Annotated in this window: 19 protein-coding genes; 8 read left to right on the plus strand and 11 right to left on the minus strand. The window is 70.3% G+C overall.

Annotated features, from left to right (window positions below; all coding sequences use genetic code 11):
* The first annotated feature begins 122 nt into the window (after window positions 1–122).
* Window positions 123–1,592 (plus strand): Gfo/Idh/MocA family protein, encoded by a 1,470-nt coding sequence (locus AC5P1C_RS11050; RefSeq protein ID WP_493865559.1) that lies wholly within the window; start codon window positions 123–125, stop codon window positions 1,590–1,592.
* On the opposite strand, the gene AC5P1C_RS11055 is transcribed toward AC5P1C_RS11050, so the two are convergent.
* Entirely contained in the window at window positions 1,531–2,958 is a 1,428-nt protein-coding gene (locus tag AC5P1C_RS11055; RefSeq protein ID WP_493865560.1) for a cation:dicarboxylate symporter family transporter, read from the minus strand. The two genes, AC5P1C_RS11050 and AC5P1C_RS11055, sit on opposite strands and share 62 nt — an antisense overlap.
* A 247-nt stretch (window positions 2,959–3,205) precedes the next feature.
* On the minus strand, window positions 3,206–3,946 hold the full coding sequence (locus AC5P1C_RS11060; protein WP_493865561.1) for a L,D-transpeptidase family protein: 741 nt from the start codon (window positions 3,944–3,946) through the stop codon (window positions 3,206–3,208).
* 258 nt (window positions 3,947–4,204) lie between these two features.
* Between AC5P1C_RS11060 and AC5P1C_RS11065 the strand changes: the two genes are divergently transcribed.
* Both AC5P1C_RS11065 and AC5P1C_RS11070 read left to right on the plus strand, forming a co-directional pair.
* On the plus strand, window positions 4,205–6,061 hold the full coding sequence (locus AC5P1C_RS11065) for an ABC transporter transmembrane domain-containing protein (RefSeq protein WP_493865562.1): 1,857 nt from the start codon (window positions 4,205–4,207) through the stop codon (window positions 6,059–6,061).
* The gene (locus AC5P1C_RS11070) at window positions 6,058–7,839 is read left to right on the plus strand and encodes an ABC transporter ATP-binding protein (protein WP_493865563.1); all 1,782 of its coding nucleotides are present in this window, start codon (window positions 6,058–6,060) and stop codon (window positions 7,837–7,839) included. The genes AC5P1C_RS11065 and AC5P1C_RS11070 overlap by 4 nt, the downstream gene beginning before the upstream one ends.
* A gap of 109 nt (window positions 7,840–7,948) precedes the next feature.
* On the opposite strand, the gene AC5P1C_RS11075 is transcribed toward AC5P1C_RS11070, so the two are convergent.
* Window positions 7,949–8,743, minus strand: coding sequence for a metal-dependent hydrolase (locus AC5P1C_RS11075; RefSeq protein ID WP_493865564.1), 795 nt, complete (start codon window positions 8,741–8,743; stop codon window positions 7,949–7,951).
* Between AC5P1C_RS11075 and AC5P1C_RS11080 the strand changes: the two genes are divergently transcribed.
* Entirely contained in the window at window positions 8,742–11,378 is a 2,637-nt protein-coding gene (locus tag AC5P1C_RS11080; RefSeq protein ID WP_493865565.1) for a DEAD/DEAH box helicase, read from the plus strand. The two genes, AC5P1C_RS11075 and AC5P1C_RS11080, sit on opposite strands and share 2 nt — an antisense overlap.
* Window positions 11,379–11,469: 91 nt before the next feature.
* Window positions 11,470–12,375, plus strand: coding sequence for an acyl-CoA thioesterase (locus tag AC5P1C_RS11085; protein ID WP_493865566.1), 906 nt, complete (start codon window positions 11,470–11,472; stop codon window positions 12,373–12,375).
* Between the two features lie 191 nt (window positions 12,376–12,566).
* Here the strand turns inward: AC5P1C_RS11085 and AC5P1C_RS11090 are convergent, their stop codons facing one another.
* A complete protein-coding gene (locus tag AC5P1C_RS11090) occupies window positions 12,567–13,469 on the minus strand; it encodes an NADP-dependent oxidoreductase (RefSeq protein WP_493865567.1) in 903 nt (300 codons plus the stop codon).
* Between the two features lie 741 nt (window positions 13,470–14,210).
* Between AC5P1C_RS11090 and AC5P1C_RS11095 the strand changes: the two genes are divergently transcribed.
* The gene (locus AC5P1C_RS11095) at window positions 14,211–14,708 is read left to right on the plus strand and encodes a tetratricopeptide repeat protein (RefSeq protein WP_493865708.1); all 498 of its coding nucleotides are present in this window, start codon (window positions 14,211–14,213) and stop codon (window positions 14,706–14,708) included.
* 22 nt (window positions 14,709–14,730) lie between these two features.
* On the opposite strand, the gene AC5P1C_RS11100 is transcribed toward AC5P1C_RS11095, so the two are convergent.
* Both AC5P1C_RS11100 and AC5P1C_RS11105 read right to left on the minus strand, forming a co-directional pair.
* Complete coding sequence (locus AC5P1C_RS11100; protein ID WP_493865568.1) at window positions 14,731–15,726, minus strand: DUF6397 family protein; 996 nt, start codon at window positions 15,724–15,726, stop codon at window positions 14,731–14,733.
* Window positions 15,727–15,835: 109 nt separating this feature from the next.
* Window positions 15,836–16,249, minus strand: a complete 414-nt coding sequence (locus AC5P1C_RS11105) for a roadblock/LC7 domain-containing protein (RefSeq protein WP_493865569.1) — start codon at window positions 16,247–16,249, stop codon at window positions 15,836–15,838.
* Between the two features lie 94 nt (window positions 16,250–16,343).
* On the opposite strand from AC5P1C_RS11105, the gene AC5P1C_RS11110 reads away from it, so the two are divergent.
* A complete protein-coding gene (locus tag AC5P1C_RS11110; RefSeq protein WP_493865570.1) occupies window positions 16,344–16,772 on the plus strand; it encodes a PPOX class F420-dependent oxidoreductase in 429 nt (142 codons plus the stop codon).
* Window positions 16,773–16,786: 14 nt separating this feature from the next.
* Here AC5P1C_RS11110 and AC5P1C_RS11115 read toward each other — a convergent pair whose 3' ends face one another.
* The 5 genes from AC5P1C_RS11115 to AC5P1C_RS11135 form a co-directional block, all read right to left on the minus strand.
* Window positions 16,787–17,392 (minus strand): GTP-binding protein, encoded by a 606-nt coding sequence (locus AC5P1C_RS11115; RefSeq protein ID WP_383319264.1) that lies wholly within the window; start codon window positions 17,390–17,392, stop codon window positions 16,787–16,789.
* Window positions 17,373–17,786, minus strand: coding sequence for a DUF742 domain-containing protein (locus AC5P1C_RS11120; protein ID WP_493865571.1), 414 nt, complete (start codon window positions 17,784–17,786; stop codon window positions 17,373–17,375). The genes AC5P1C_RS11115 and AC5P1C_RS11120 overlap by 20 nt, the downstream gene beginning before the upstream one ends.
* 19 nt (window positions 17,787–17,805) lie before the next feature.
* On the minus strand, window positions 17,806–18,240 hold the full coding sequence (locus tag AC5P1C_RS11125) for a roadblock/LC7 domain-containing protein (protein ID WP_493865572.1): 435 nt from the start codon (window positions 18,238–18,240) through the stop codon (window positions 17,806–17,808).
* Window positions 18,237–20,783 carry a sensor histidine kinase gene (locus AC5P1C_RS11130; protein ID WP_493865573.1) on the minus strand — a complete coding sequence of 849 codons (2,547 nt, stop codon included), beginning with the start codon at window positions 20,781–20,783 and terminating at the stop codon, window positions 18,237–18,239. The genes AC5P1C_RS11125 and AC5P1C_RS11130 overlap by 4 nt, the downstream gene beginning before the upstream one ends.
* Before the next feature lie 70 nt (window positions 20,784–20,853).
* Entirely contained in the window at window positions 20,854–21,627 is a 774-nt protein-coding gene (locus tag AC5P1C_RS11135) for an MHYT domain-containing protein (RefSeq protein ID WP_493865574.1), read from the minus strand.
* A gap of 151 nt (window positions 21,628–21,778) precedes the next feature.
* Between AC5P1C_RS11135 and AC5P1C_RS11140 the strand changes: the two genes are divergently transcribed.
* Window positions 21,779–22,378, plus strand: a complete 600-nt coding sequence (locus tag AC5P1C_RS11140) for a class I SAM-dependent methyltransferase (RefSeq protein ID WP_493865575.1) — start codon at window positions 21,779–21,781, stop codon at window positions 22,376–22,378.
* The last annotated feature ends 24 nt before the right edge of the window (window positions 22,379–22,402 follow it).

Consider the following 22,402-nt stretch of genomic DNA (forward strand, 5'->3'; position numbering starts at 1 on the left):
CCCCGCTGACGTGGGCGCGACATAAGTCCAACTCCCTGGCCACTTCGGTCCCTTGCGCCACGCCCCTCCCCCCATCAGGGTGGCATCCGTTCCAGCGCAGGCATCCAAGCCACGGAGGTCCGATGCACGACGAGCACGCGATACCGAACCCCGACGAGTCCGCGACCCCTGACGAGTCCGCCGACGGCACTTCCCGCCGTGCCGTGCTCCGCACCGCCGGCCTGGCGGGGGCCGGTCTCGGCCTCGGCGCCCTGGCCGGCGGCACGGCCCACGCCGACGCCCCGCAGGGTGCGCCCGCGGCGACCGGAGCCGCGGCCACGGCCGCCGAGGCACCGCCCCGCAAGGGCAAGACCATGATCGGCGTACCGTTCGAGCGGCGTTCCACGGTGCGCGTCGGCATCGTCGGGCTCGGCAATCGCGGCGGCAGCATGATCGACCTGTTCCTGGCGGTTCCGGGGGTGAAGGTCGTCGCGCTCTGCGACCCGGTCAAGGACAAGACGGCGGCCGCCGCGAAGAAGGTCACCGACGCGGGCCAGCCCGCCCCGGCGACGTACACCAAGGGCGATCACGACTTCGAGAACCTGTGCAAGCGCGGGGACATCGACTTCGTGTACGTGGCGACGCCCTGGGACTGGCACTTCGACATGGCCAAGTCGGCCATGCTGAACGGCAAGCACGTCGGCGTGGAGTGTCCCGTGTCCCTCCAGCTCGACCAGCTCTGGGAACTGGTCGACCTCTCCGAGCGGACCCGCAGACACTGCATGCAGTTGGAGAACTGCTGTTACGGCAAGAACGAGATGCGCGTCCTGCGCATGGCCCACGCGGGCAAGTTCGGCGATCTGCTGCACGGGGCGGGCGCGTACAACCACGATCTGCGCGGCCTGATGTTCGACCCGGACTACTACGAGGGACCGTGGCGGCGCCTGTGGCACACGCGGCTGCGCGGTGACCTCTACCCCAACCACGGCTTCGGCCCGGTCTCCAACTACATGGACATCAACCGCGGCGACCGCGTCACGCACATCTCCAGCTTCGGCACGCCCGCCCTCGGTCTCGCCGAGTACCGCAAGGCGCACATGCCCGCGGGCGACCCGAGCTGGAAGGAGACGTACATCGAGAGCGACCGCACGATCAGCCTCGTCCAGACGGCGAAGGGGCGGGTGATCCGCCTGGAGCACGACGTCTCGACCCCCCACCCCTACAGCCGCATCAACAGCCTCGGCGGCACCAAGGGCGTCTTCGAGGACTACCCCGAGCGCATCTACCTCGAGCCGGACCACACGAACGACGAGTGGGGCGACTTCGGCAAGTACGCCGCGGACTTCGACCACTGGCTGTGGAAGGAGCACTCCAACCCGCCGGGCGGGCACGGCGGCATGGACTACATCATGATCTTCCGTCTGATGCAGACCATGCAGCTCGGCCTCGTGCCCGACTTCGACGTCTACGACGCCGCGATCTGGACGTCGCCCGTCCCCCTGAGCCATCTGTCGATCAAGGCGAAGGGCGCGCCGCAGGCGATCCCCGACTTCACTCGCGGGCTGTGGAAGAAGGAGCGTCCGGGAGTGGACTCTCAGAAGCCGCAGGCGTAAGGGACTTGGGCTCCTTCGGCCCGGCGGCGCTCACGTCAGCGCTGCCGGGCTCCTCCGCCGGCTCGGGGACGAACGCGATCTCGCCGCCGAGGACCTTCTTGGCGCGCGCCGTGTCCAACGCGCCCTCCCAGCGTGAGACCACGAAGACGGCGACGCAGTTGCCCAGCAGGTTCGTGGCGACGCGCATGGCGTCCATGATGCGGTCCACGCCGAGCAGCAGGGCGACCGCGCCTGCCGGGATGACCCCGAGCGCGGATGCGGTCGCGGAGAGCGCGAGGAACGCCGAACCGGGCACACCCGCCATGCCCTTGCTGGTCAGCATCAGGACGAGCACGACCGTGATCTGCTGGCCCAGGCTCAGGTCCACACCCACGGCCTGCGCGATGAACAACGTACCGACGGAGAGATAGATGGAAGCACCGTCGAGGTTGAAGGAGTATCCCGTCGGCAGGACCAGGCCCACCGCGTCGTCGCGGCAGCCCGCCTGCCGCAGCTTCTGCATCATGCGCGGCATGACGGCCTCACTGGATGCGGTGCCGAGCGCGAGCAGCATCTCCTCGCGCGTGTAGCGGACGAACTTCCACAGGCTCAGGCCGGTCAGGGCCTTGAGGGCGACGGCCAGCAGGACGAGGAAGATCAGGGCCACCGCGTAACAGACGCCGATGAGCTTGCCGTACGTCGACAGGGCGCCGAGCCCGTACTCCCCCACCAGGTGCGCGGTCGCGCCGAACACGGCGAGCGGTGCCAGCTTCATGATGAATCCGACGATCGCGAAGACGATCTCCTGGCCCTGCTCGATGGCGGGCAGGATCGCGGGGACCTTCGTGCTGCCCAGATGCAGCAGCGCCGCGCCCACCAGGCAGGACAGGACGAGGACTTGGAGCAGGGAGTTCTCGGCGAAGGCGCCGATCGCGCTGTCGGGCAGCGAGTGCAGGATGAACTCGCTGGTCGAGGGCAGTTCGCCGCCGCCGGTCTTCTCGTCGACGGCTGACGCGTCGAGAGTGGAGGGGTCGACGTTCATTCCGCTGCCGGGGCTGACGATGTTTCCGGCGAGCAGGCCGACGACGAGGGCGATCGTGGTGGCGACCTCGAACCAGATGAGGGCCTTGACGCCGATGCGCCCGAAGGCCTTGAGGTCTCCGGCCTTGGTGATTCCGGCGACGACCACGCAGAAGACGAGCGGGGCGATCATCGCCTTGATGAGACGTACGAAGCCGTCGCCGAGCGGTTGGACGGCTGTGCCCGCTTGGGGCCACAGCCGTCCGACGAGGACTCCGATCACCAACGCGCAGGCGACCTGCGCGAACAGTGAGGTTCGCCATGTGCGTGCTACGCGTCGCGGTATGGACGGTACGGACTGCGGCACGGGCACTCCTGTAGTGAGGCTTCAACTTACTTCTGCCATGCGGAACTTTGTTTCCGCGCGGCGCCACTATGGCGGAGTGCCTACTTCCGCAAAAGACCTCCAGATCACATCGGCGTAAATCTTGGATCTTGCTCCAAAGGGCATGGGTGCAGCACGCTCCGGAGAACCGGGCGTGCGCGTCGTCTTGTTGGTACGGCTGGTTCTTCAATGTGCCGGTACCGGCTGGTTCTTGGATGTGCCGGTACGGCTAGTTCTTCAGGTTCGCCCTGTCGCCCATCACCACGACCGGGTGATCCTTCGGGTCAAGGGTCTTGAGCAGGTACGCCATGCCCGACTTCGACAGGCTCACGCAGCCGGACGTGCCGCTGCCGTGGTCCATGTGCAGCCAGATGCTGCCGCCCTTGGACTGGCCCTGGGGGCGGTTCGGGTCGTTGGGCGGGGTGCCCTTGGCGCGGTTGTAGTCGATGGCGATGACGTAGTCGAAATCGTGCCAGTGCGTCTTGGGCCAGTAGTGCGGGGCCTGCATCGACTCGCTCCGGGTGTACGGCAGTTCGGCGCCGGGGTCGGCGAGGACACCGCCCGCGTCGGTGAGCGTGTAGACGCCGACCGGGCTGCGCTTGTCGTTCTCGCGGTGGTCGGTGGTCCAGCCCTTCTTGCCGTTGTGCGCGGCCCAGCTACGGGTCTTGTCCCACGTGGCGCCGGACTTCTCGTACAGGACGACGGTCGACTTCGCCGAGTCCTCGCTCTCCCCGTAGACGGCGACGACCTGCCGGGAGTCCTTGGGGATCTTGTTCTGGAGGGCGTCGCCCACGTCGGGGATGCGCTTGAGGTCGGTCGTCGCCGGCGCCCCGGCTCTCTTCTCCCGTCCCCCGCCCGCGTCGTTCTTCGCTCCGGTCTTCGCCCCGCCGTCCGTGCTTCCACAGGACGTCAGGAGAACACCGCAGGCCGCGACGGCGGCCGCCGCTCGCACCGCACCGGCTATACGCATCCGTCCATGGTCGCACCCGGTTCACACGAGCCGCGTCGACGCCCGGTCCCGGGCGGAGAAGGGGCCGAATCTTTACTCCCCGACGGAAAACCGTTTGCTTCGCGCCACCGTCCGAGGCGAACCTTTCACGGCCTGTTACGGCTGTTCGTCGCCCTAGCTCGCTGTCCATGGCTTGTTGCCACCGCTCGCTCACCACCGTCCGTTCACGCCGGCACGCTCCGCCGAACCGATGGTCTGCCTCTCCGACCCTGGGACGTCATGCAGATTCGCGATCTTCCGTTCACCGACCCGGGCATGCCGGATGCCCGCTCGGGCCCTCACTTCCTACGCTGGCTCGGGCGGAACCAACTCGACGGCCAGCTGAAGTCGCTCGCCTGGGGTCTGCTGCACTTCGGCTCCATCGCGGTGCTCCCCTACCTCGTCGGCTATGCCGTGCAGGCCGTGGTCGACCGCTCCGGGGGACGGCTCGCCGTGGCGGGCGCGGTGATGGCGCTGTGCGGTGTCGCCATCGCCCTGGGCGACACCATGCTGCACCGTACGGCGGTCACCAACTGGATCACCGCGGCCGCCCGTGTCCAGCAGCTCCTGGCCCGCAGGACCGCGCAGCTCGGCTCCGCGCTCACCCGGCGCGTCGCCGCCGGTGAGGTGGTCGCCGTCTCCACCGGCGACGTCGAGAAGATCGGCTGGTTCGTGGAGGCGGTCTCGCGGTTCGCGGCGGCAGCGCTCACGGTCGTCCTCGTCTGCGTAGGCCTCGTGGTGTACCAACCCGCGCTCGGCGTCGTCGTCGCGGTGGGCGTCCCGGTGCTCGCGCTCGCCGTGCTGCCGCTGCTGCCGCGCGCCACCCGGCGCGCCGACCATCAGCGCGAGAAGGCCGGGCGCGCGACCGAGCTGGCCTCGGACACCGTGGCGGGTCTGCGGGTGCTGCGGGGCATCGGCGGAGAGGAACTCTTCCTCGACCGCTACCGCAGTGCCTCGCAGGAGGTGCGTACGGCCGCCGTGCGCAGCGCCCGGATGTGGGCGGCGATCTCGGCGGTCCAGGTGCTGCTGCCGGGGCTGCTCCTTGTCGTGGTCGTCTGGCACGGAGTGAACCTGGCCCGCGAGGGCCGGATCACCATCGGCGAGCTGGTCACCGTCTACAGCGCGGTCACGATGCTCACCTACCCCTTGCGGCACTTCGAGGAGATCGCGATGGCCTACAGCTTCTCGCGCCCCTCGGCCCAGCGCGCCGCCCGGGTGCTCTCGCTCCAGCGCACGCCACACGCCGGTGACGGGCAGCCCGTGGGCACGGCCGCCCCGGCCGCAGACGGGCGGCGTGCCGACACCGAGCCGCCCGCTGGTGATCTCTACGACCCGGCGACCGGGCTCGTCGCCCCTTCGGGCCGTCTCACCGCCGTCGTGTGCGGCGACCCGGACGAAGCGGGACGGCTCGCCGAACGTCTTGGCGGGCACGCGGCGTTCGACGACGCGGAGGAATTTCCCTCCGTGCTGCTCGGCGGGGTACCGCTCGACGAGGTGCCGCTGAACACCGCCCGTACCGCCGTCCTCGTACAGGACAAGGACCCGGTCCTGCTCTCCGGCACGCTCCGCGGACTCCTCGACGTACCGGCGTCGGGAGCCGTGAGCGCCGACGACGCCCTGCGGGCCGCGCAGTGCGCGGACGTCCTGGACGCCCTGGCGCAGGCCTCGGTGGACGAGGACCCGCTGGACGCCCATGTCACGGAGCGCGGACGCTCCCTGTCGGGCGGGCAGCGCCAACGGCTCGCGCTGGCCCGCTCGTTGGTCACCGACGCCGACGTCCTCGTGCTCGACGAGCCGACGTCCGCCGTCGACTCGCACACCGAGGCGCGGGTCGCCGAGGGCATCAAGGGGCTGCGCAAGGGGCGTACGACGGTGGTCCTCACGTCGTCGCCGCTGCTGCTCGACCGGGCCGAGCGCGTGGTCTTCCTCCACGAGGGCGAGGTCGCGGCCGTGGGCGAACACCGCGAACTGCTGCACAGCGAACCGCGCTACCGGGCGGTCGTGACGCGTGAGACGGACGAGGAACGGGCGCCGGTGGCGCTGCCCCGTACCGACGCCGAGATCGGCATCCGCATCAACATCGAGGAGACGGCATGATCGGCCTGGCGCCACCGGAGTACGACCCGGCGGCCCCGACCACCGCGGACACCCTGCCCGTCGGCGCGCCCGCGACGGTAGGTGCCTACGTACGCGAGCTGGTCAAGCGGCACCGCCGGGCCTTCGCCCTGCTCATCACGGTCAACACCTGTGCCGTGGTGGCCTCGATGGCCGGTCCCTACTTGCTGGGCGATCTCGTCGAGAACGTCTCGGCCGGCGCCCGCGACCTCCATCTGGGGCGCACCATCGGGCTGTTCATCATCGCCCTGCTCGTGCAGGCCTGCTTCGTCCATCAGGTACGGCTGCGCGGCGCGATGCTCGGTGAGCGGATGCTGGCCGATCTGCGCGAGGACTTCCTCGTGCGTTCGGTCGGGCTGCCGCCGGGCGTCCTCGAGCGGGCGGGGACCGGGGACCTGCTGTCGCGGATCACCACGGACGTCGACCGGCTCGCGAACGCCATGCGGGAGGCGGTGCCGCAGCTCGCGATCGGCGTGGTGTGGGCAGCGCTCCTGATCGGCGGTCTCGCCGTGACCGCGCCGCCGCTGGCGCCCGCCATCCTGGTCGCGGTGCCGCTCCTTGTCGTCGGCTGCCGCTGGTACTTCAAGCGGGCGCCCTCCGCCTACCGTTCGGAGGCAGCGGGATACGCCGCTGTCGCCGCGGCCCTCGCCGAGACGATCGACGCGGGGCGCACGGTGGAGGCGCACCGGCTCGGGGAGCGCCGCGTCGAGCTGTCGGAGCGCCGTATTCGAGAATGGACGGCGTGGGAACGGCACACCCTCTACCTGCGCTCCGTGCTCTTCCCGGTGATCACCTTCACCCACACCATCGTGCTCTGCTCCGTCCTGATGATCGGCGGAGTGTTCGTCCTGCAGGGGTGGATCGGCATCGGCCAGCTGGCCACGGGTGCGCTCATCGCGCAGATGCTCGTGGACCCGCTGGGGATCATCCTGCGCTGGTACGACGAGCTGCAGGTCGCCCAGGTGTCACTGGCCCGCCTCGTGGGCGTACGGGACATCGAACCGGACGCGGGCGACGGCTCCGTCACGCCCGACGGGCGTGCTGTCCTCGCGGACGACGTGCACTTCGGCTACCGCGCGGGCGTCGACGTCCTGCGGGAAGTGTCACTGGCCGTCGAGCCGGGTTCGCGCGTCGCCCTGGTCGGACCGTCCGGGGCGGGCAAGTCCACGCTCGGCAGGCTCCTCGCCGGGATCTACGCACCGCGCGACGGTCATGTGACGCTGGGCGGAGCCGAGCTGTCGGCGATGCCCGCGGAGGAGGTCCGCGCCCATGTGGCGCTGGTCAACCAGGAGCACCACGTCTTCGTGGGCTCGCTGCGCGACAACCTCCTCCTCGCCAGGACCGGGGCGCGCGACGCAGAACTGTGGGCGGCGCTCGGCGCGGTCGACGCGGACGGCTGGGCACGCGCCCTGGACGAGGACCTGGACACCGAGGTGGGCTCGGGCGGCTTCGCCCTCACCCCGGCACAGGCCCAGCAGATCGCCCTTGCCCGCCTGGTCCTCGCCGACCCGCACACGCTGGTCCTCGACGAGGCGACCTCTCTCCTCGACCCGCGCGCGGCACGCCACTTGGAGCGCTCCCTCGCACGCGTCCTGGACGGCCGCACGGTCGTGGCCATCGCCCACCGCCTGCACACCGCGCACGACGCGGATGTCATCGCGGTGGTCGAGAACGGCCGGATCAGCGAGCTCGGCAGCCATGACGAGCTGGTGGGTGCGGGGGGTGCCTACGCGGCGCTCTGGCGTTCCTGGCACGGATGACGCGCCCAGATGACGCGCCAGGCACGCAGCGGGCCGGAGTCCGGCCCGCTGCGTGCCTGGGATGCGCGTCCGGCTCGGCTCAGTCGCCTGCTGCCGGGTGTCATCGCCGTCAGATGTAGTTGAGCGCCGCCGCGCCGCCCACTCCCCCGAGCAGCATGAAGGCCGGCATCAGCACCTTCAGCTCGATCCAGCTGCCCGCCCGGAACCGCATCAGCTTCGGCGGTCCGATGGGGTACCAGCGCTTGCGGCCGATGGGGATGGGCCACAGGATCGGGCAGCCGGAGACCGTGAGCGCGTCCCCGATGTCGTGCACCAGGGCACCGAGCACGATCGGAAGCCCCAGCCACACGTACTCCTGGCCCGGCGCGGTGAACAGCCAGTCCGCGCCGTTCCCTGGCTTGTCCAGGACTCCGGCGAGGATCCAGGCGCTCGTCGCGGCGAGCAGCCACACCAGAACATCGCTGCTCGACCCTCGCGAGGCCCGCCACAGCAGCCCTTCGATGGCGAGCACCATGTGGACGAAGAGCAGCGCGAGGACCGCCCAGCGGCCGCCGAAGACGGCGAGGGCGGAGGCGCCCGCCCCGATGAGGACCGCCCACAGCCAGGTGTGCGTGAGGGTGCGGTGTCCGCCGGCCCGGCGCGGGTCGCCCTGCTTGCGGGTCGCCTTGTAGACGGCGGCGGAGAGCTTGTCGACGATCTCGCACAGGCCTCGGGATACGGGTCCGAAGGCCCGCGAGATGGTCGCCGACTTGTGGTCGAGATCGGGTGCGAGTGCCGCCCCGGCGCAGATCAAGGCTCCGACGAGAAGGACCGGCCAGGGCATCGTGTGCCCCGCGGCCGCCGCGGCCGCTCCGACGCCGAGCCAGGCCGCCGCCCCCGACAGTGAGTGTGCCGGACCCATCATGGCTGTTCCCCGCCCCATTTCCGTTGTGCTGACGCCCCGTTGGCGACACAGCGTAGCGTTCGTGATCTTCGTGCGAACCGCCGGTTCCCTCATCGGGTCGGAAGGAAGGCAAGATGGGGGTGTGACACTCATTGATCAGCTGCCGCCGGATGCCGACCCCGATGCCCTCTTCGAAGCCTTCTCCTCGTGGGCCGAGGAGACGGGGATCACCCTCTATCCGGCTCAGGAGGAGGCGCTGATCGAGGTGGTGTCCGGAGCCAACGTGATCTTGTCCACTCCGACCGGCTCCGGAAAGAGCCTGGTCGCGGCGGGCGCGCACTTCACGGCGCTGGCCCAGGACAAGGTCACCTTCTACACGGCTCCGATCAAGGCGCTGGTGTCGGAGAAGTTCTTCGACCTGTGCAAGCTCTTCGGCACCGAGAACGTCGGCATGCTGACCGGCGACGCGTCCGTGAACTCGGACGCCCCCGTCATCTGCTGCACGGCCGAGGTCCTCGCGTCCATCGCGCTGCGGGACGGCAAGCACGCGGACATCGGCCAGGTCGTGATGGACGAGTTCCATTTCTACGCGGAGGGCGACCGCGGCTGGGCCTGGCAGATCCCGATCCTCGAGCTGCCGCAGGCACAGTTCATCCTCATGTCCGCGACGCTCGGCGACGTCTCGATGTTCGAGAAGGACCTGACGCGCCGTACCGGCCGCCCCACCTCGGTGGTCCGCTCCGCGACCCGCCCGGTCCCCCTCTCGTACGAGTACCGCCTGACGCCCATCACGGAGACGCTCACCGAGCTCCTGGAGACCAAGCAGGCGCCCGTCTACATCGTGCACTTCACACAGGCACAGGCCGTCGAGCGCGCGCAGTCGCTGATGAGCATCAACATGTGCACCCGTGAGGAGAAGGACAAGATCGCCGAGCTGATCGGCAACTTCCGCTTCACCACCAAGTTCGGCCGCAACCTCTCGCGGTACGTGCGCCACGGGATCGGCGTGCACCACGCGGGCATGCTGCCCAAGTACCGCCGGCTCGTCGAGAAGCTGGCGCAGGCCGGCCTCCTGAAGGTCATCTGCGGCACGGACACCCTCGGCGTCGGCGTCAACGTCCCGATCCGTACGGTGCTGTTCACCGCCCTCACCAAGTACGACGGCACGCGCGTACGCACCCTGCGCGCCCGGGAGTTCCACCAGATCGCGGGGCGCGCGGGACGGGCGGGCTTCGACACGGCGGGCCTGGTCGTGGCGCAGGCCCCCGAGCACGTCATCGAGAACGAGAAGGCGCTCAACAAGGCAGGCGACGACCCGAAGAAGCGCCGCAAGGTCGTGCGCAAGAAGGCCCCCGAGGGATTCATCGGGTGGACCGAGTCCGGGTTCGAGAAGCTCATCTCCTCCGAGCCCGAGCCGCTGACCTCACGCTTCCGCGTCACGCACACCATGCTCCTCTCGGTGATCGCCCGTCCGGGCAACGCCTTCGAGGCGATGCGTCACCTGCTCGAGGACAACCACGAGCCGCGCAAGCAGCAGCTGCGGCACATCCGCCGCGCCATCGCCATCTACCGTTCGCTGCTCGACGGCGGAGTGGTGGAGAAGCTCGACGAGCCGGACGCCTCGGGCCGCATCGTGCGTCTGACGGTCGACCTCCAGCAGAATTTCGCGCTCAACCAGCCGCTGTCGACCTTCGCGCTCGCCGCCTTCGATCTGCTCGACCAGGAATCGCCTTCGTACGCCCTCGACATGGTGTCCGTCGTCGAGTCCACTCTGGACGACCCGCGCCAGATCCTCGCCGCCCAGCAGAACAAGGCGCGCGGCGAGGCCGTCGCCCTGATGAAGGCGGACGGCGTCGAGTACGAGGACCGCATGGAGCGGCTCCAGGACATCACGTACCCCAAGCCTCTGGAGGAGCTCCTCTTCCACGCCTACAACACCTACAGGACGAGCCATCCGTGGGTCGGCGACCACCCGCTCTCCCCCAAGTCCGTGATCCGCGACATGTACGAACGGGCGCTGACCTTCACGGAGTTCACCTCCTTCTACGAGCTCGCCCGGACCGAGGGCATCGTCCTTCGCTACCTCGCGAGCGCGTACAAGGCCTTTGAGCACACCATCCCGGACGACCTGAAGTCCGAGGACCTGGAGGACCTCATCGCCTGGCTCGGCGAGATGGTGCGCCAGGTCGACTCCAGCCTCCTGGACGAGTGGGAGCAGCTCGCCAACCCCGAGGTCATGACCGCCGAGGAGGCCCAGGAGCGCGCCGACCAGGTCAAGCCGGTCACTGCCAACGCCCGCGCCTTCCGCGTCCTGGTCCGCAACGCGCTCTTCCGCCGGGTCGAGCTCGCCGCCCTCGACCACGTCGAGGAGCTGGGCGAACTGGACGCCGATTCCGGCTGGGACGCGGATGCCTGGGGCGCGGCCATGGACAAGTACTGGGACGAGTACGACGATCTCGGCACCGGTCCCGACGCACGCGGGCCCAAGCTGTTGCTCATCGAGGAGGACCCGGAGCACGGCCTGTGGCGCGTCCGGCAGACGTTCGCCGACCCGAACGGCGACCATGACTGGGGTATCGGCGCGGAGGTCGATCTCGCGGCCTCGGACGAGGAAGGTCGCGCCGTCGTCCGGGTCACCGACGTCGGCCAGCTCTGAGCTGACCGCTGCCGCTGATCTGACCGCTGACCGCTGACCGCTGACCGCTGACCGCGCCGAGCTTGCCCCGGACAGGAGTCGAGGAACCGTCATGAACAATCCCGCCGACCGGCTTGTCGACCTGCTGGACCTGGAGCAGATTGAACTCAACATCTTCCGTGGCCGCAGCCCGCAGGAGTCCCTGCAGCGGGTGTTCGGCGGGCAGGTCGCCGGGCAGGCTCTGGTGGCCGCGGGGCGCACGACCGAGGGCGAGCGTCCGGTGCATTCGCTGCACGCGTACTTCCTGCGACCCGGCCGTCCGGGCGTGCCGATCGTGTACCAGGTGGAGCGGGTGCGGGACGGGCGCTCCTTCACCACGCGCCGGGTGACGGCGGTCCAGCAGGGGCGCACCATCTTCAACCTCACCGCTTCCTTCCATCAGCCCGAGGAGGGCGCGTTCGAGCACCAGTTGCCCCCACGCATCACGGCTCCGGACCCGGAGTCGCTGCCGACGGTCGCCGAGGAGATCACCGAGCATCTGGGTGCGCTCCCCGAGCAACTGGAGCGCATGGCCAGGCGCCAGCCCTTCGACATCCGCTACGTGGACCGGCTGCGCTGGACCTCCGAGGAGATCAAGGACGCCGAGCCGCGCAGCGCGGTCTGGATGCGCGCGGTCGGCCCGCTGGGCGACGATCCTCTCGTCCACACCTGCGCCCTGACGTACGCGAGCGACATGACGCTCCTGGACGCCGTCCGCATCCCGGTGGAACCGCTGTGGGGCCCGCGAGGCTTCGACATGGCGTCGCTGGACCACGCCATGTGGTTCCACCGCCCGTTCCGCGCGGACGAGTGGTTCCTGTACGACCAGGAGTCCCCCATCGCGACAGGCGGCCGCGGCCTGGCGCGCGGCCGTATCTACGACATCGAGGGCCGGCTGCTGGTCTCGGTCGTACAGGAAGGGCTCTTCCGACCCTACGGCGAACGGCACATGGACGGACGCCCGACGGCGGGGTCATGAGTCTCGAGCTAGGGGGCGTGGGCGACGGGGCCTGAGCTAGGGGGCGTGGGCGACGGGGCCTGAGCTAGGGGGCGCGGGCGACGGGGCCTGAGCTAGGGGGCGCGGGCGACGAGGCCTGAGCTAGGGGGCGCGAGCGACGAGGCCTGAGCTAGGGGGCGCGAGCGACGAGGCATCGGGGCCCATCGGCCCCGTCAGCCGACCAGCAGCACGAGCTTCCCTCGCGCGTGACCGTCCTCGCTGACGCGGTGCGCCTCCGCGATCTCGGCGAGGGGGAAGGTCCGCGCCACTGGGAGCGAGAAGTGCCCGGCCTCGATCAGCCCTCCGACCTCGGCGAGCGCGTGCAGCGCGCGGCCGTCGTCCCCGCGGCTGAACGTCACCCCATACTGCTGCGCACCGGCGAAATCGGCGATCGTCACGACGTTCTCCGGGTCGCCCGCGAGGCCGATGAGATCAGGCAGGACGCCACTCCCTGCCACATCGAGCGCCATGTCGACGCCCTCAGGCGCGAGCGCGCGCACCCGCTCGACGAGGCCCTCGCCGTAGGCGACGGGTTCGGCTCCCAAGGAGCGGAGGTAGTCGTGGTTCGCGGGACTCGCTGTGCCGAACACGCGCGCACCACGCACGACGGCGAGCTGGACCACGGCACTGCCGACGCTTCCGGAGGCTCCACTGACGAGCAGCGTGCTGCCACGCTTGACGCCCAGCCGGTCGAGTGCGCGGGTGGCCGTCTCGATGGCGGCCGGCAGCGCGGCTGCGTCGGCGAAGTCGAGCGACGGCGGGATCGGCGCGTAGTGGGACAGCACAGCCAGCTCGGCCTGGGCCCCTTCCTCTGCGGAGAAGCCGAACACGCGGTCGCCGACGGCCACGTCCACGACGCCCTCGCCGAGTTCATCGACCACGCCCGCCGCCTCATGGCCCATGGTCTGCGGCAGCTCCTGATCCATCAGGCCCCTGCGCTTCTTCCAGTCGCTCGGGTTGACGCCGGCCGCGCGCACCGCGATCCGGACCTGGCCGAACCCCGGATGCGGGTCGGGGAGATCCACGAGCTCAAGGACCTCCGGGCCCCCGAAGTGGTCGAAACGGGCCGCCTTCATCGTTCACTCCGATCTCGACAGTCTCTTGCCTCACTATCGCCGCTCGCCTACGCGGCTGCGAACGCATCACCCAGGACACCCGCAGGACGGACGAGCCCCGGCCGGCCACCGTCGCTGACCGCCGCGTAGACGGTGTACGACCACCCGCGATCGGCCGCGTACCGGACGCCCACTTCAGGAGCTCTCCGAAGTCGACGGCCTCAAGGACTTCGTACTCATACGCCGCCGGGCGCCTGCGCCGTCCCGGTCGGCACGTTCCAGAAGCCCACGTGGTGTCACGGGGGGTCAATGCCGCGGATCTCCATACAGGCGAGCCCAGAGCCAGAGCCAGAGCCTGACGCCACGTCGACCACGGGCCCAGGTCTTGATGAATCCTCCCGTCGGTCGCGTCACCCCGGCTTCCTGACCGGTTCCGCCTGCTCGCCCTCGGCATCGGCGTTCGGCAGCAGGCGATCCAGCCAGCGCGGGACACGCCAGGCCGACCTCCCGAGAAGCGTCATGACCGCAGGCACCAGCAGGAGGCGGACCACGATGGCGTCGCAAAACACGCTGGCCGTGAGGGCAGACAGGCGGCAGAACCCACGCCCCAGCCACACCGGTCCAGCCGTGACGCCATGGGAGCCTTACCTGCGTCCACACCCGCGTGCCGCTGCCACGCCGACCGTTATGCTCACCCGACATCACACTCATGGCGGCCGGCCAGGGAGAGAACGGGATGGTCCATTGACCACGGACGAGGACATGACCGGGCACCGCGACCACCTGCTCGTCGAGGCCGTACGACTCCGCGAGGACGGTCGTCGCGAGGAGGCCAAGGAGCGCCTGCTCGCCCTGTGCGAGCAGTTCCCCCTGGACCCGGAGGTGGCGTACCAGACCGCGTGGGTGCACGACACACTCGGTTTGGAGGCCGAGGCGGTGCCGCACTACGTACGCGCGCTCGAGGAACCGGGCCTTTCTCCCGATGACCGCCGGGGAGCCCTGCTCGGCCTCGGCAGCACCTACCGCGTCCTGGGCCGGTATCCGGAAGCCGTAGTGACCTTGGGTGACGCGGTGGCCGAGTTCCCCGACGACGCCGCCCTCAAGACCTTTCTGGCGATGGCTCTCTACAACACCGGCCGCACCCACCTCGCGATGGAGATCCTGCTGAACCTGGTGGCCACCACGAGCCAGGATCCCGGCATCGCCGCCTACCGGCCCGCGATCGAGCACTACGCCAAGGATCTCGACGCCACCGAGTAACGCCGCTACTCCCGGGCGTCCCTCAGCCCTTGCCCGGCTGCGCTCCCCTGCGGCGCATCCACTTGAGTAGGCCCCGCGGCTCCGCCGCCCGCCCTCTCTCCGGTTGGTAGAGCCGTGCGGCCTGCGGTGCCGCGTGGTCCGGCGCGCAGTGCGGGATCGGCTCAGCATCTGGGTCCGCGCGGTGGCCGGGAGTTGGTTCCGACGCCGGGCCGTGCTGGGGCTCGGGCCGCGGCGCCGGGCGTCGGCCCCGGGCCTGGGAGAGGCCGATGGTCAGGTTCGCCCGCAGCCAGCGGATCTCGTCCGGGTCATCCGCGGTCGTGATCCCCTGAATGATCCGCCCCGCCGGAGATTCGGGCGCGCTCTGGGCGAAGGGGTCGGGCATGAGCCTGCGTACATAGGCGCGTTCGTACGGATCCTTGATGATCTCCGCGATCTGGACCGGGGCGAGGAGCGAGGCGACGGCCGCGGCACGCTCCCAGGGATCGTCGGACTGCCGCAGCAGCGCTCCCGCATGGCGGCCGCGCCAGTTCCGTGCCCGCAGGTCGACGCCTGCCTCCAGTTGGGCACGGATCGTGCCGGGCGCTCGGCCGGTGAGCAGATTGGCGTTGGCCTCGGACTCGGCGAACTGCCGTAGTTCCTCGGCCAGATACAGCCAGACCACGGCCCTGTAGCGATTCAGGTAAAACTTCACCGGCGTGACGAAACCCGCGCGAGTGAGCCGCGTGAACCGGGCGGTGGAGATGTTCATGAGGGCCGCGCCCTCCGTGGTCCCCACGGCTCTGATGCGCTCCACCCATGCCTCGGGAAAGCCCTCCCCGGCACGGACGCGCTCGATCTCCTCGCGTGTGACGCGGCGCCGTCCACCGACCGTGTCGCTGACGGTGCGGATGCGCCCCAGCATCACGCCCAGCTCGAACTCGCCGCGTTTCAGCCCCAGTTCCCGCGCCGCTCGGCTCTGCGTGACCGATGTCCGCGCTGCCGCATCAGCGGCTTCGTGCATGATCGTGTGACCTGTCATGGTGGTTCTCCCCCGTGAGGCGTCTTTGCTCTCGGGAAAACCGTAGCGCGATCACCGCGACCCGCGCCGAGCCTGTGGATAACTCTCGACGCGTCGACGTTTCAGCTGGTCAGAGGTCTACGACTGGTGTCCGTTCCGGCTGTCGGGCGCCCACGCCGAGATGCTCGCCGACACGATTGACGAGGAGCGTCATCTCGTACGCGACCTGGCCGATGTCCGCTTCCGCGGAGCTGAGGACACAGAGGCAACTGCCGTCGCCCGCCGCGGTGACGAACAGCACCGCGTCGTCGAACTCGATCATCGTCTGGCGTACGTTGCCCGCGCCGAAATGCCGCCCTGAGCCCTTGGCCAAGCTGTGCAGACCCGACGAGACCGCGGCCAGATGTTCCGCGTCCTCCCGCTCCAGCTCCGAGCTCGCGCCGGTCACCAGGCCGTCGTTGGACAGCACCAGCGCGTGCCGTACGGGCTCCATGCGCTTGGTCAAGTCGTCGAGCAGCCAACCGAGCCCCGTGTTCTGGGCCATGTTCCCGTCTCCCCGCCTCAGTGTTCCCCCTGGTCGGCGGAACTGACCTGCCAGCCTTCCCCACCAACGGCGCCCCGGCAAGCATGATGAGGACATGGCGCAGAAGATGACTGAGGACCAGTGGCGGGCGTTCGTCTCGCAGGGCACCCGCACCGGCAAGCTGTCGACCGTCCGTGCGGACGGCAGCCCGCACATCGCACCGATCTGGTTCCTGTTGGACGGGGACGAGTTGGTGTTCAACACCGGGGCGGAGACCGTCAAGGGGCGGAATCTGGCGCGGGACGGGCGTGTCGCCCTGTGCGTGGACGACGACAAGGCTCCGTTCGCGTTCGTGGTCCTGCAGGGGCAGGCCCGGTTGATCGACGATCTGGCCGAGGTGCGGCACTGGGCGGGCCGGCTCGGCGCCCGCTACATGGGCGAGGGGCGCGCCGAGGAGTTCGGCGAGCGCAATGGCGTGCCCGGTGAGCTCCTCGTGCGCGTCAAGATCGACAAGGTGGTGGCCCGCGGCGGCATCGCCGACTGACGCCCCGGCCCACCTCAGCCCACGGTGTCGAGCAGCCGGGCGGTATGCATCCGCCCGGCGTACTCGACCAGGCGTATCAGCACCTCCTTTCCCGAATCGCGGTCCCGTGCGTCGCACAGCACCACAGGGGTTCCACGGTCGAGGTCCAGGGCCCGTGACACCTCGTGCGCACCGTACGTACGGGCGGTCGCGAAGCAGTTGACGGCCACGACGAACGGGATGTGCCGATGCTCGAAGTAGTCGACGGCGGGGAAGCAGTCCTCGAGCCGTCGTGTGTCCGCGAGGACGACGGCCCCGAGCGCGCCCTGGGACAGCTCGTCCCACAGGAACCAGAAACGGTCCTGCCCCGGCGTACCGAAGAGGTACAGCGACAGGCCCGACCTGATGGTGATGCGGCCGAAGTCCATGGCGACGGTCGTCGTGGTCTTCCGGTCGACTCCGCCGGTGTCGTCCACCGACTGGCCCGCCTCGCTGAGCAGTTCCTCGGTGCGCAGCGGGCGGATCTCGCTGACCGCGCCGACGAGGGTGGTCTTGCCCACCCCGAAGCCGCCCGCGACCAGAATCTTCAACGCCATGGCGGTCGTGTCGCCGCCACCGGCGTCAGAGTGCTCGGAGCCCATCGATCACCTCTCGCAGGATCTTCTCGTCGGGCAGCTGTGCGGGTGGCACGGGTCGGCTCACCTTCACGCAGCCCATTTCCAGCAGGTCGCCGAGCAGCACCCTGATCACGCCCACGGGCAGATCGGCGTCGGCCGCCAGCTCGGCGACGGATTGGGTCTCGGTGCGGCACAGCTCGATGAGCGACCGGTGTTCCGGTCCGAGCGCCGTGTCGTCCCCGGGCCCCGGTGCGTTCTCGTCCAGCGTGACGAGTGCGATCAGATCGAAGTGCACTCCGTTGGGGCCCGGTTTGGTCCGTCCGCCCGTCATCGCATAGGGACGGACCAGTGGTCCGGCCTCGTTGTCGTACCACTGGCTGCCCGCGTCCCGTGGTTCGCCGCTCCTGTCAGCGTTCATCTGCGTCGACCGCCCTGTGTCATCCGACGGCCGGCGGCGTGGCCGCGAAGCGCGGTGGGGTGTGGAGATGCTCGCCCACCCGCTTGACCAGGCGAGCCATCTCGTAGGCGACCAGGCCGATGTCGGCCGTCACGGAGCTGAGGACGGCGAGGCATGAGCCGTCGCCCGCCGCAGCCACGAACAGGAAGCCGTCGTCCATCTCGACCATGGTCTGGCGCACTCCCCCGGCCCCGAAGTGCCGGCCCGCGCCCTTGGCGAGGCTGTGGAATCCGGAGGCCACCGCGGCGAGGTGCTCGGCGTCCTCGCGGGTGAGGGCGGTCGAGGCGCCGACGGCGAGCCCGTCGTTGGACAGCACCACGGAGTGCCGTACCTCGCCGACGCGGGTAACCAAGTCGTCCAGCAGCCAGTCGAGTTCGCCGGACCGGCCGGCGGTGATGCGCTGATCCTGGATCATGCGTGGTCTCCTTCGGTGCTGTCACTGGCCGGTGCGGGCCCTGGGATATCGGGGACCGCGCCGACGATGCCCGGCCTGCGTCCGCCGCCGCGGGCCCAGCCCTCGCGGTAGGCGGCCATGCGGTCCCGTACCTCTTCGGGGCTGCGTTCGGTGTCTTCACGGACGCTCACGGATCCGGCCGCGTCATCGGGGCGCTCGCGCAGTTGGGGAGCCAGGCTGGCCTGGCGCACGCGGCGCGGGAGGTCGTCCGAAGGCTCCTGAGCGCTGTCGGGTTCCGTGTCCGAAGGCTTGTGCAGCCGGAGTGTGGTGACGCCCGGGGGTGTGTTCACCGGGGCTTTTGTCGAGGCGGCAAGCGCCGGGCGGGCGGTCGGGGCAGGAACGGAGTTGCCGTTCATCGGTGCGGCATCAGGCACGCGCGCGTGCCTGTCCTGTTTGCGCTCGCGTTCCATCGTGTGGGCTCCGGGGCTCTCCGGCGTGGTGCTCTGCAGCAGGGCGGTGGGCAGGAGGACGACCGCGGTGGTGCCGCCATAGGGCGACGTACGGAGGTGCACCTTGACCCCGTGGCGCGCGGCGAGCCTGCTGACCACGAAGAGACCCAGTTGGTCGCTGTCGAACAGGTCGAGCGCTTCGGACTGCTCGATGCGGCGGTTGGCCTCGGCCAGGGTTTCCGTGCCCATACCGAGACCACGGTCCTCGATCTCCAGGGCGTAGCCGTTGCCGACGGGTTCGCCGTTGACCCGCACCTTGGTGTGGGGCGGTGAGAACTGGGCGGCGTTCTCGACGAGTTCGGCCAGGAGATGGGTGAGGTCGGCGACGGCCGTGCCGACGACCGCGGCGGCGGGGAGTTGTCGTACCTCCACACGCGCGTAGTCCTCGACTTCGGAGACAGCCGCACGGACGACGTTCGTCAGGGAGACGGGCATGCGCCAAGCGCGCCCCGGCGCGGCTCCGGAGAGAATGATCAGGCTCTCGGCGTGCCGCCTCATGCGGGTGGTGAGGTGGTCGAGCCGGAACAGATCGCTGAGTTCGTTCGGGTCGTCCGCCCTGCGCTCCATGCTGTCGAGGAGACTGAGCTGGCGGTGGACCAGGACCTGGCTCCTGCGGGCGAGGTTGACGAAGACGCCGGAGATGCCACTGGCGAGTTCGGCGCGTTCGATGGCGGCGCTCAGGGCCGCCCGGTGCACCGTGCCGAGCGCTTCGTAGACCTGCCCCGTCTCGTCCTCCACGGGCGGGCCGGGTGGCGCTTCGGCATGAATGTCGATCTCCTCGCCGGCGCGCAACCTCCGCATGGCGTGCGGGAGTTTGTGACGAGCGATCTCCAGTGCTCCGTTGCGCAGGCTCACCAGCTCGACGACCAGGCCGCGCCCGATGCGTACGGAGATGACCAGCGAGGCGGCGACGGCGACGAGCCCGAGCAGCACCGCGGCGCCCGCCGACGTGAGCAGCCCGCGGGCGAACGGGTCGGCCCGGTCGGCGGCGCTGCGGCTCGCGCCCACGTCGATCGCCCGGAGCTCGTCCCGTACCGCGGCGTGGGGGCCGTCCCACTTGGCGGCCGACGCGGCGTCGGCGGCTTCGCGGCCCGGCGGTGCGACGAGCACCTTGTCCTCGACGGCGCGCACGTCGGCGTACGCGCTCCCCTCCTCGAGGTCCTGCCAGGCTGCTCGTTCGGGTCCGCGCAGATCCGCCACCGCCGCCTCGGTCAGGGTCCGCCGGGTTTCGACGGAACCGGTGAACTGCCGCAGTCGTTCCCCGTCCAGAGAGCCGTCGAGCCGGGCGCTGGACAGCACGGTGTCCTCGCGTGCCAGCATCTCGGCGGCCCGGGAGAATTCGAGCAGCACGCGCGCGTCGGAGCCGAGTTCGGCGTCCTGGACGCCGGTGAGTGCGCCGCCGACTCCGAAGGCGGCCGAAATGGTCTTCGTGTACTGGCCGTAGGTCGCGTCCCAGCCGGTGCGACGGTCAAGCACGTCGCTCCGCACGGTGCGCAGCCCGTCGGCCTCGGAGACGAACGTTTCGAGCCTGGCCGCCACGCCAGTGGGCAGGTCGGCGCCGTCGGCGACCGTCTGGCCCTCGCCACGGCGCAGCTTCGCCACCGCGCGGTCCGTTCGTCCTGCCTGCCTCTTGAGTTCGCTGCCACGGTCCGGTGCGGACTCGGTGGCGTAGCGCACGGCCGCCACGCGCTCGGCCTGCAGTGCGGCGACAGCCGCGTCGACGGGGCCGCGCACCTCGGCGTCGGCGCGTTGTACCTGCCGCAGGTGCGCCACGTCCTGGGCCGTGGTGACCGTGGCGTACCCCCACAGTGCGAGCAGGGACACGACCGGCACCATCAGCAGGCACACGATCTTGGCGCGTACGGTGCGCGGGCGCGGCCACCACGATCGCCCGCGCGCGGGGGTCATCGGCGGTCCGGGCTCCAAGGGGGCTTCCGCGTCGGGCCGTTCGTCGGCGGGTGGTCCCGCGTGTGCGCGACGACCACGTGCCGGGGCCCCGGGCTTCGGCGGCGCGGTGCCGTCGGCCGGGTCGGGGGTCCTACGGGGTGTACGCATGGCCTCCTCGCTCGGAGAGAATTCGGGGTGTGTGCCCGTACGGCCGCAGCCGCTCCAGGGCGCCACGCCGCTATCGGGCTGTGCGCTCCATCGGTCGCTGAGCCGCCACGGAGGCCGCACGTTCCCCCGAGGTCGGTGAGAGCGCGACGAACGCCGACGTCAGGAAGAGATAGGACCCGAGGCCCACGGCCAGGGGGAAGATGAACTGCATCGTGGTGGCCCCGGGCAGTGCCGCGGCCGACTCCGTGACCCGCACGCTCACGGCCAGCATTCCGGTGTAGTGCATGCTGCTCACCGCCCCGCCCATGACGAGTGACGCGACGGCGACCGCGAGGGGCGACCTGATGTTGAGCGCCGCCCACAGGGCCGCGGTCGCGGCGACGACGGCGATGACCACGGAGACGCCGACCAGCACCGGGTCGTAGCGCACGTCGCCGTGCAGTCGCAGGGCGGCCATGCCCAGGTAGTGCATGCTCGCGACGCCGAGCCCGGTGGTGAGCCCGCCGACCGCGAGCGCACGCCCGCGGTCACGCCCGTAGCCGACGGCGAAGACGCCGACGCCGACGACGCCCATCGCGACGACCAGACTCAGGATCGTCAGGGGCACGTTGTAGCGGATCTCGGTGCCGGTGACCCCGAAGCCGAGCATGGCCACGAAGTGCATCGTCCAGATGCCCGTGCCGATGGCGGAGGCCGCGGTGATGAGCCAGTTACGGCGTGAGGTGCCCGTGGCGCCGAGCGCACGGACGGTGCAGCGCAGCCCGAGGGCGGCGCCGATACAGGCCATCGCGTACGACAGCACGGGGGTCAGCCAGCCGAAGGTGGCGTGGTCCAGGTGTCCCATGGCTCCGGGACGCTAGTCCGGGCAGGGGCGCACAACGGGGGCGCAGTTCGAAAGGTGCTGGAATATGACAGAGAGAGGATCCTGAACGATCGCATCACGCTCGAACGTGTGCCCCCAACGCACATGCGAGTCCTTGAGCGATCATGGCCACATGAGCGATGACCACACGCGTGTCCGTGACTTCTTCAGCGCCCGAGCGGCCAACTGGGACGACCGGTTCCCGGACGACGGGCCCGCCTATCGGGCCGCGGCGTTCGAGCTCGGCCTGCGCCCCAGCGCTCGCGTCCTCGACGCCGGGTGCGGCACCGGCCGTGCGCTGCCCGCACTCAGGGAGGCCGTAGGGCCGTCCGGAGTCGTGCTCGGCGTCGATCTGACCCCCGCGATGCTGGAGGCCGCCACGCGGGCGGGCAGGGGCGGTGACGGGCAGCTTCTGCTCGCCGACGTCACCCGGCTTCCGTTGCGCGACGCTTCGCTCGATGCCGTGTTCGGCGCGGGCCTGATCTCCCATCTCCCCGATCCGGCCGAGAATCTGCGGGAGTTGAGGCGCGTCGTACGTCCCGGAGGGGTCCTCGCCCTCTTCCATCCCATCGGCCGGGCCGCGCTCGCGGCGCGGCAGGGCCGCCAGATCTCCACGGACGATCTGCGGGCCGAGCCGAACCTCCGCCCGCTGCTTGCCGGTTCGGGATGGCGGCTGACCTCGTACGTCGACGAGGACGCGCGGTTCCTTGCCCTGGCCCTACGGCAGGACTAGGGCCGACAGCCCTGCTCCGGGGGC

The sequence above is a fragment of the Streptomyces sp. A18 genome (assembly GCF_059026065.1).

What these genes read in the sequence shown, in the direction of transcription:
- AC5P1C_RS11135 (WP_493865574.1), bottom strand. Translation starts at nt 21,627, where the DNA reads ATGGGACACCTGGACCACGCCACCTTCGGCTGGCTGACCCCCGTGCTG.
- AC5P1C_RS11090 (WP_493865567.1), bottom strand. Translation starts at nt 13,469, where the DNA reads ATGAAGGCGGCCCGTTTCGACCACTTCGGGGGCCCGGAGGTCCTTGAG.
- AC5P1C_RS11085 (WP_493865566.1), top strand. Translation starts at nt 11,470, where the DNA reads ATGAACAATCCCGCCGACCGGCTTGTCGACCTGCTGGACCTGGAGCAG.
- AC5P1C_RS11130 (WP_493865573.1), bottom strand. Translation starts at nt 20,783, where the DNA reads ATGCGTACACCCCGTAGGACCCCCGACCCGGCCGACGGCACCGCGCCG.
- AC5P1C_RS11110 (WP_493865570.1), top strand. Translation starts at nt 16,344, where the DNA reads ATGGCGCAGAAGATGACTGAGGACCAGTGGCGGGCGTTCGTCTCGCAG.
- AC5P1C_RS11075 (WP_493865564.1), bottom strand. Translation starts at nt 8,743, where the DNA reads ATGATGGGTCCGGCACACTCACTGTCGGGGGCGGCGGCCTGGCTCGGC.
- AC5P1C_RS11125 (WP_493865572.1), bottom strand. Translation starts at nt 18,240, where the DNA reads ATGATCCAGGATCAGCGCATCACCGCCGGCCGGTCCGGCGAACTCGAC.
- AC5P1C_RS11120 (WP_493865571.1), bottom strand. Translation starts at nt 17,786, where the DNA reads ATGAACGCTGACAGGAGCGGCGAACCACGGGACGCGGGCAGCCAGTGG.
- AC5P1C_RS11065 (WP_493865562.1), top strand. Translation starts at nt 4,205, where the DNA reads ATGCAGATTCGCGATCTTCCGTTCACCGACCCGGGCATGCCGGATGCC.
- AC5P1C_RS11100 (WP_493865568.1), bottom strand. Translation starts at nt 15,726, where the DNA reads ATGACAGGTCACACGATCATGCACGAAGCCGCTGATGCGGCAGCGCGG.
- AC5P1C_RS11140 (WP_493865575.1), top strand. Translation starts at nt 21,779, where the DNA reads ATGAGCGATGACCACACGCGTGTCCGTGACTTCTTCAGCGCCCGAGCG.
- AC5P1C_RS11060 (WP_493865561.1), bottom strand. Translation starts at nt 3,946, where the DNA reads ATGCGTATAGCCGGTGCGGTGCGAGCGGCGGCCGCCGTCGCGGCCTGC.
- AC5P1C_RS11050 (WP_493865559.1), top strand. Translation starts at nt 123, where the DNA reads ATGCACGACGAGCACGCGATACCGAACCCCGACGAGTCCGCGACCCCT.
- AC5P1C_RS11115 (WP_383319264.1), bottom strand. Translation starts at nt 17,392, where the DNA reads ATGGGCTCCGAGCACTCTGACGCCGGTGGCGGCGACACGACCGCCATG.
- AC5P1C_RS11070 (WP_493865563.1), top strand. Translation starts at nt 6,058, where the DNA reads ATGATCGGCCTGGCGCCACCGGAGTACGACCCGGCGGCCCCGACCACC.
- AC5P1C_RS11095 (WP_493865708.1), top strand. Translation starts at nt 14,211, where the DNA reads ATGACCGGGCACCGCGACCACCTGCTCGTCGAGGCCGTACGACTCCGC.
- AC5P1C_RS11080 (WP_493865565.1), top strand. Translation starts at nt 8,742, where the DNA reads ATGGCTGTTCCCCGCCCCATTTCCGTTGTGCTGACGCCCCGTTGGCGA.
- AC5P1C_RS11105 (WP_493865569.1), bottom strand. Translation starts at nt 16,249, where the DNA reads ATGGCCCAGAACACGGGGCTCGGTTGGCTGCTCGACGACTTGACCAAG.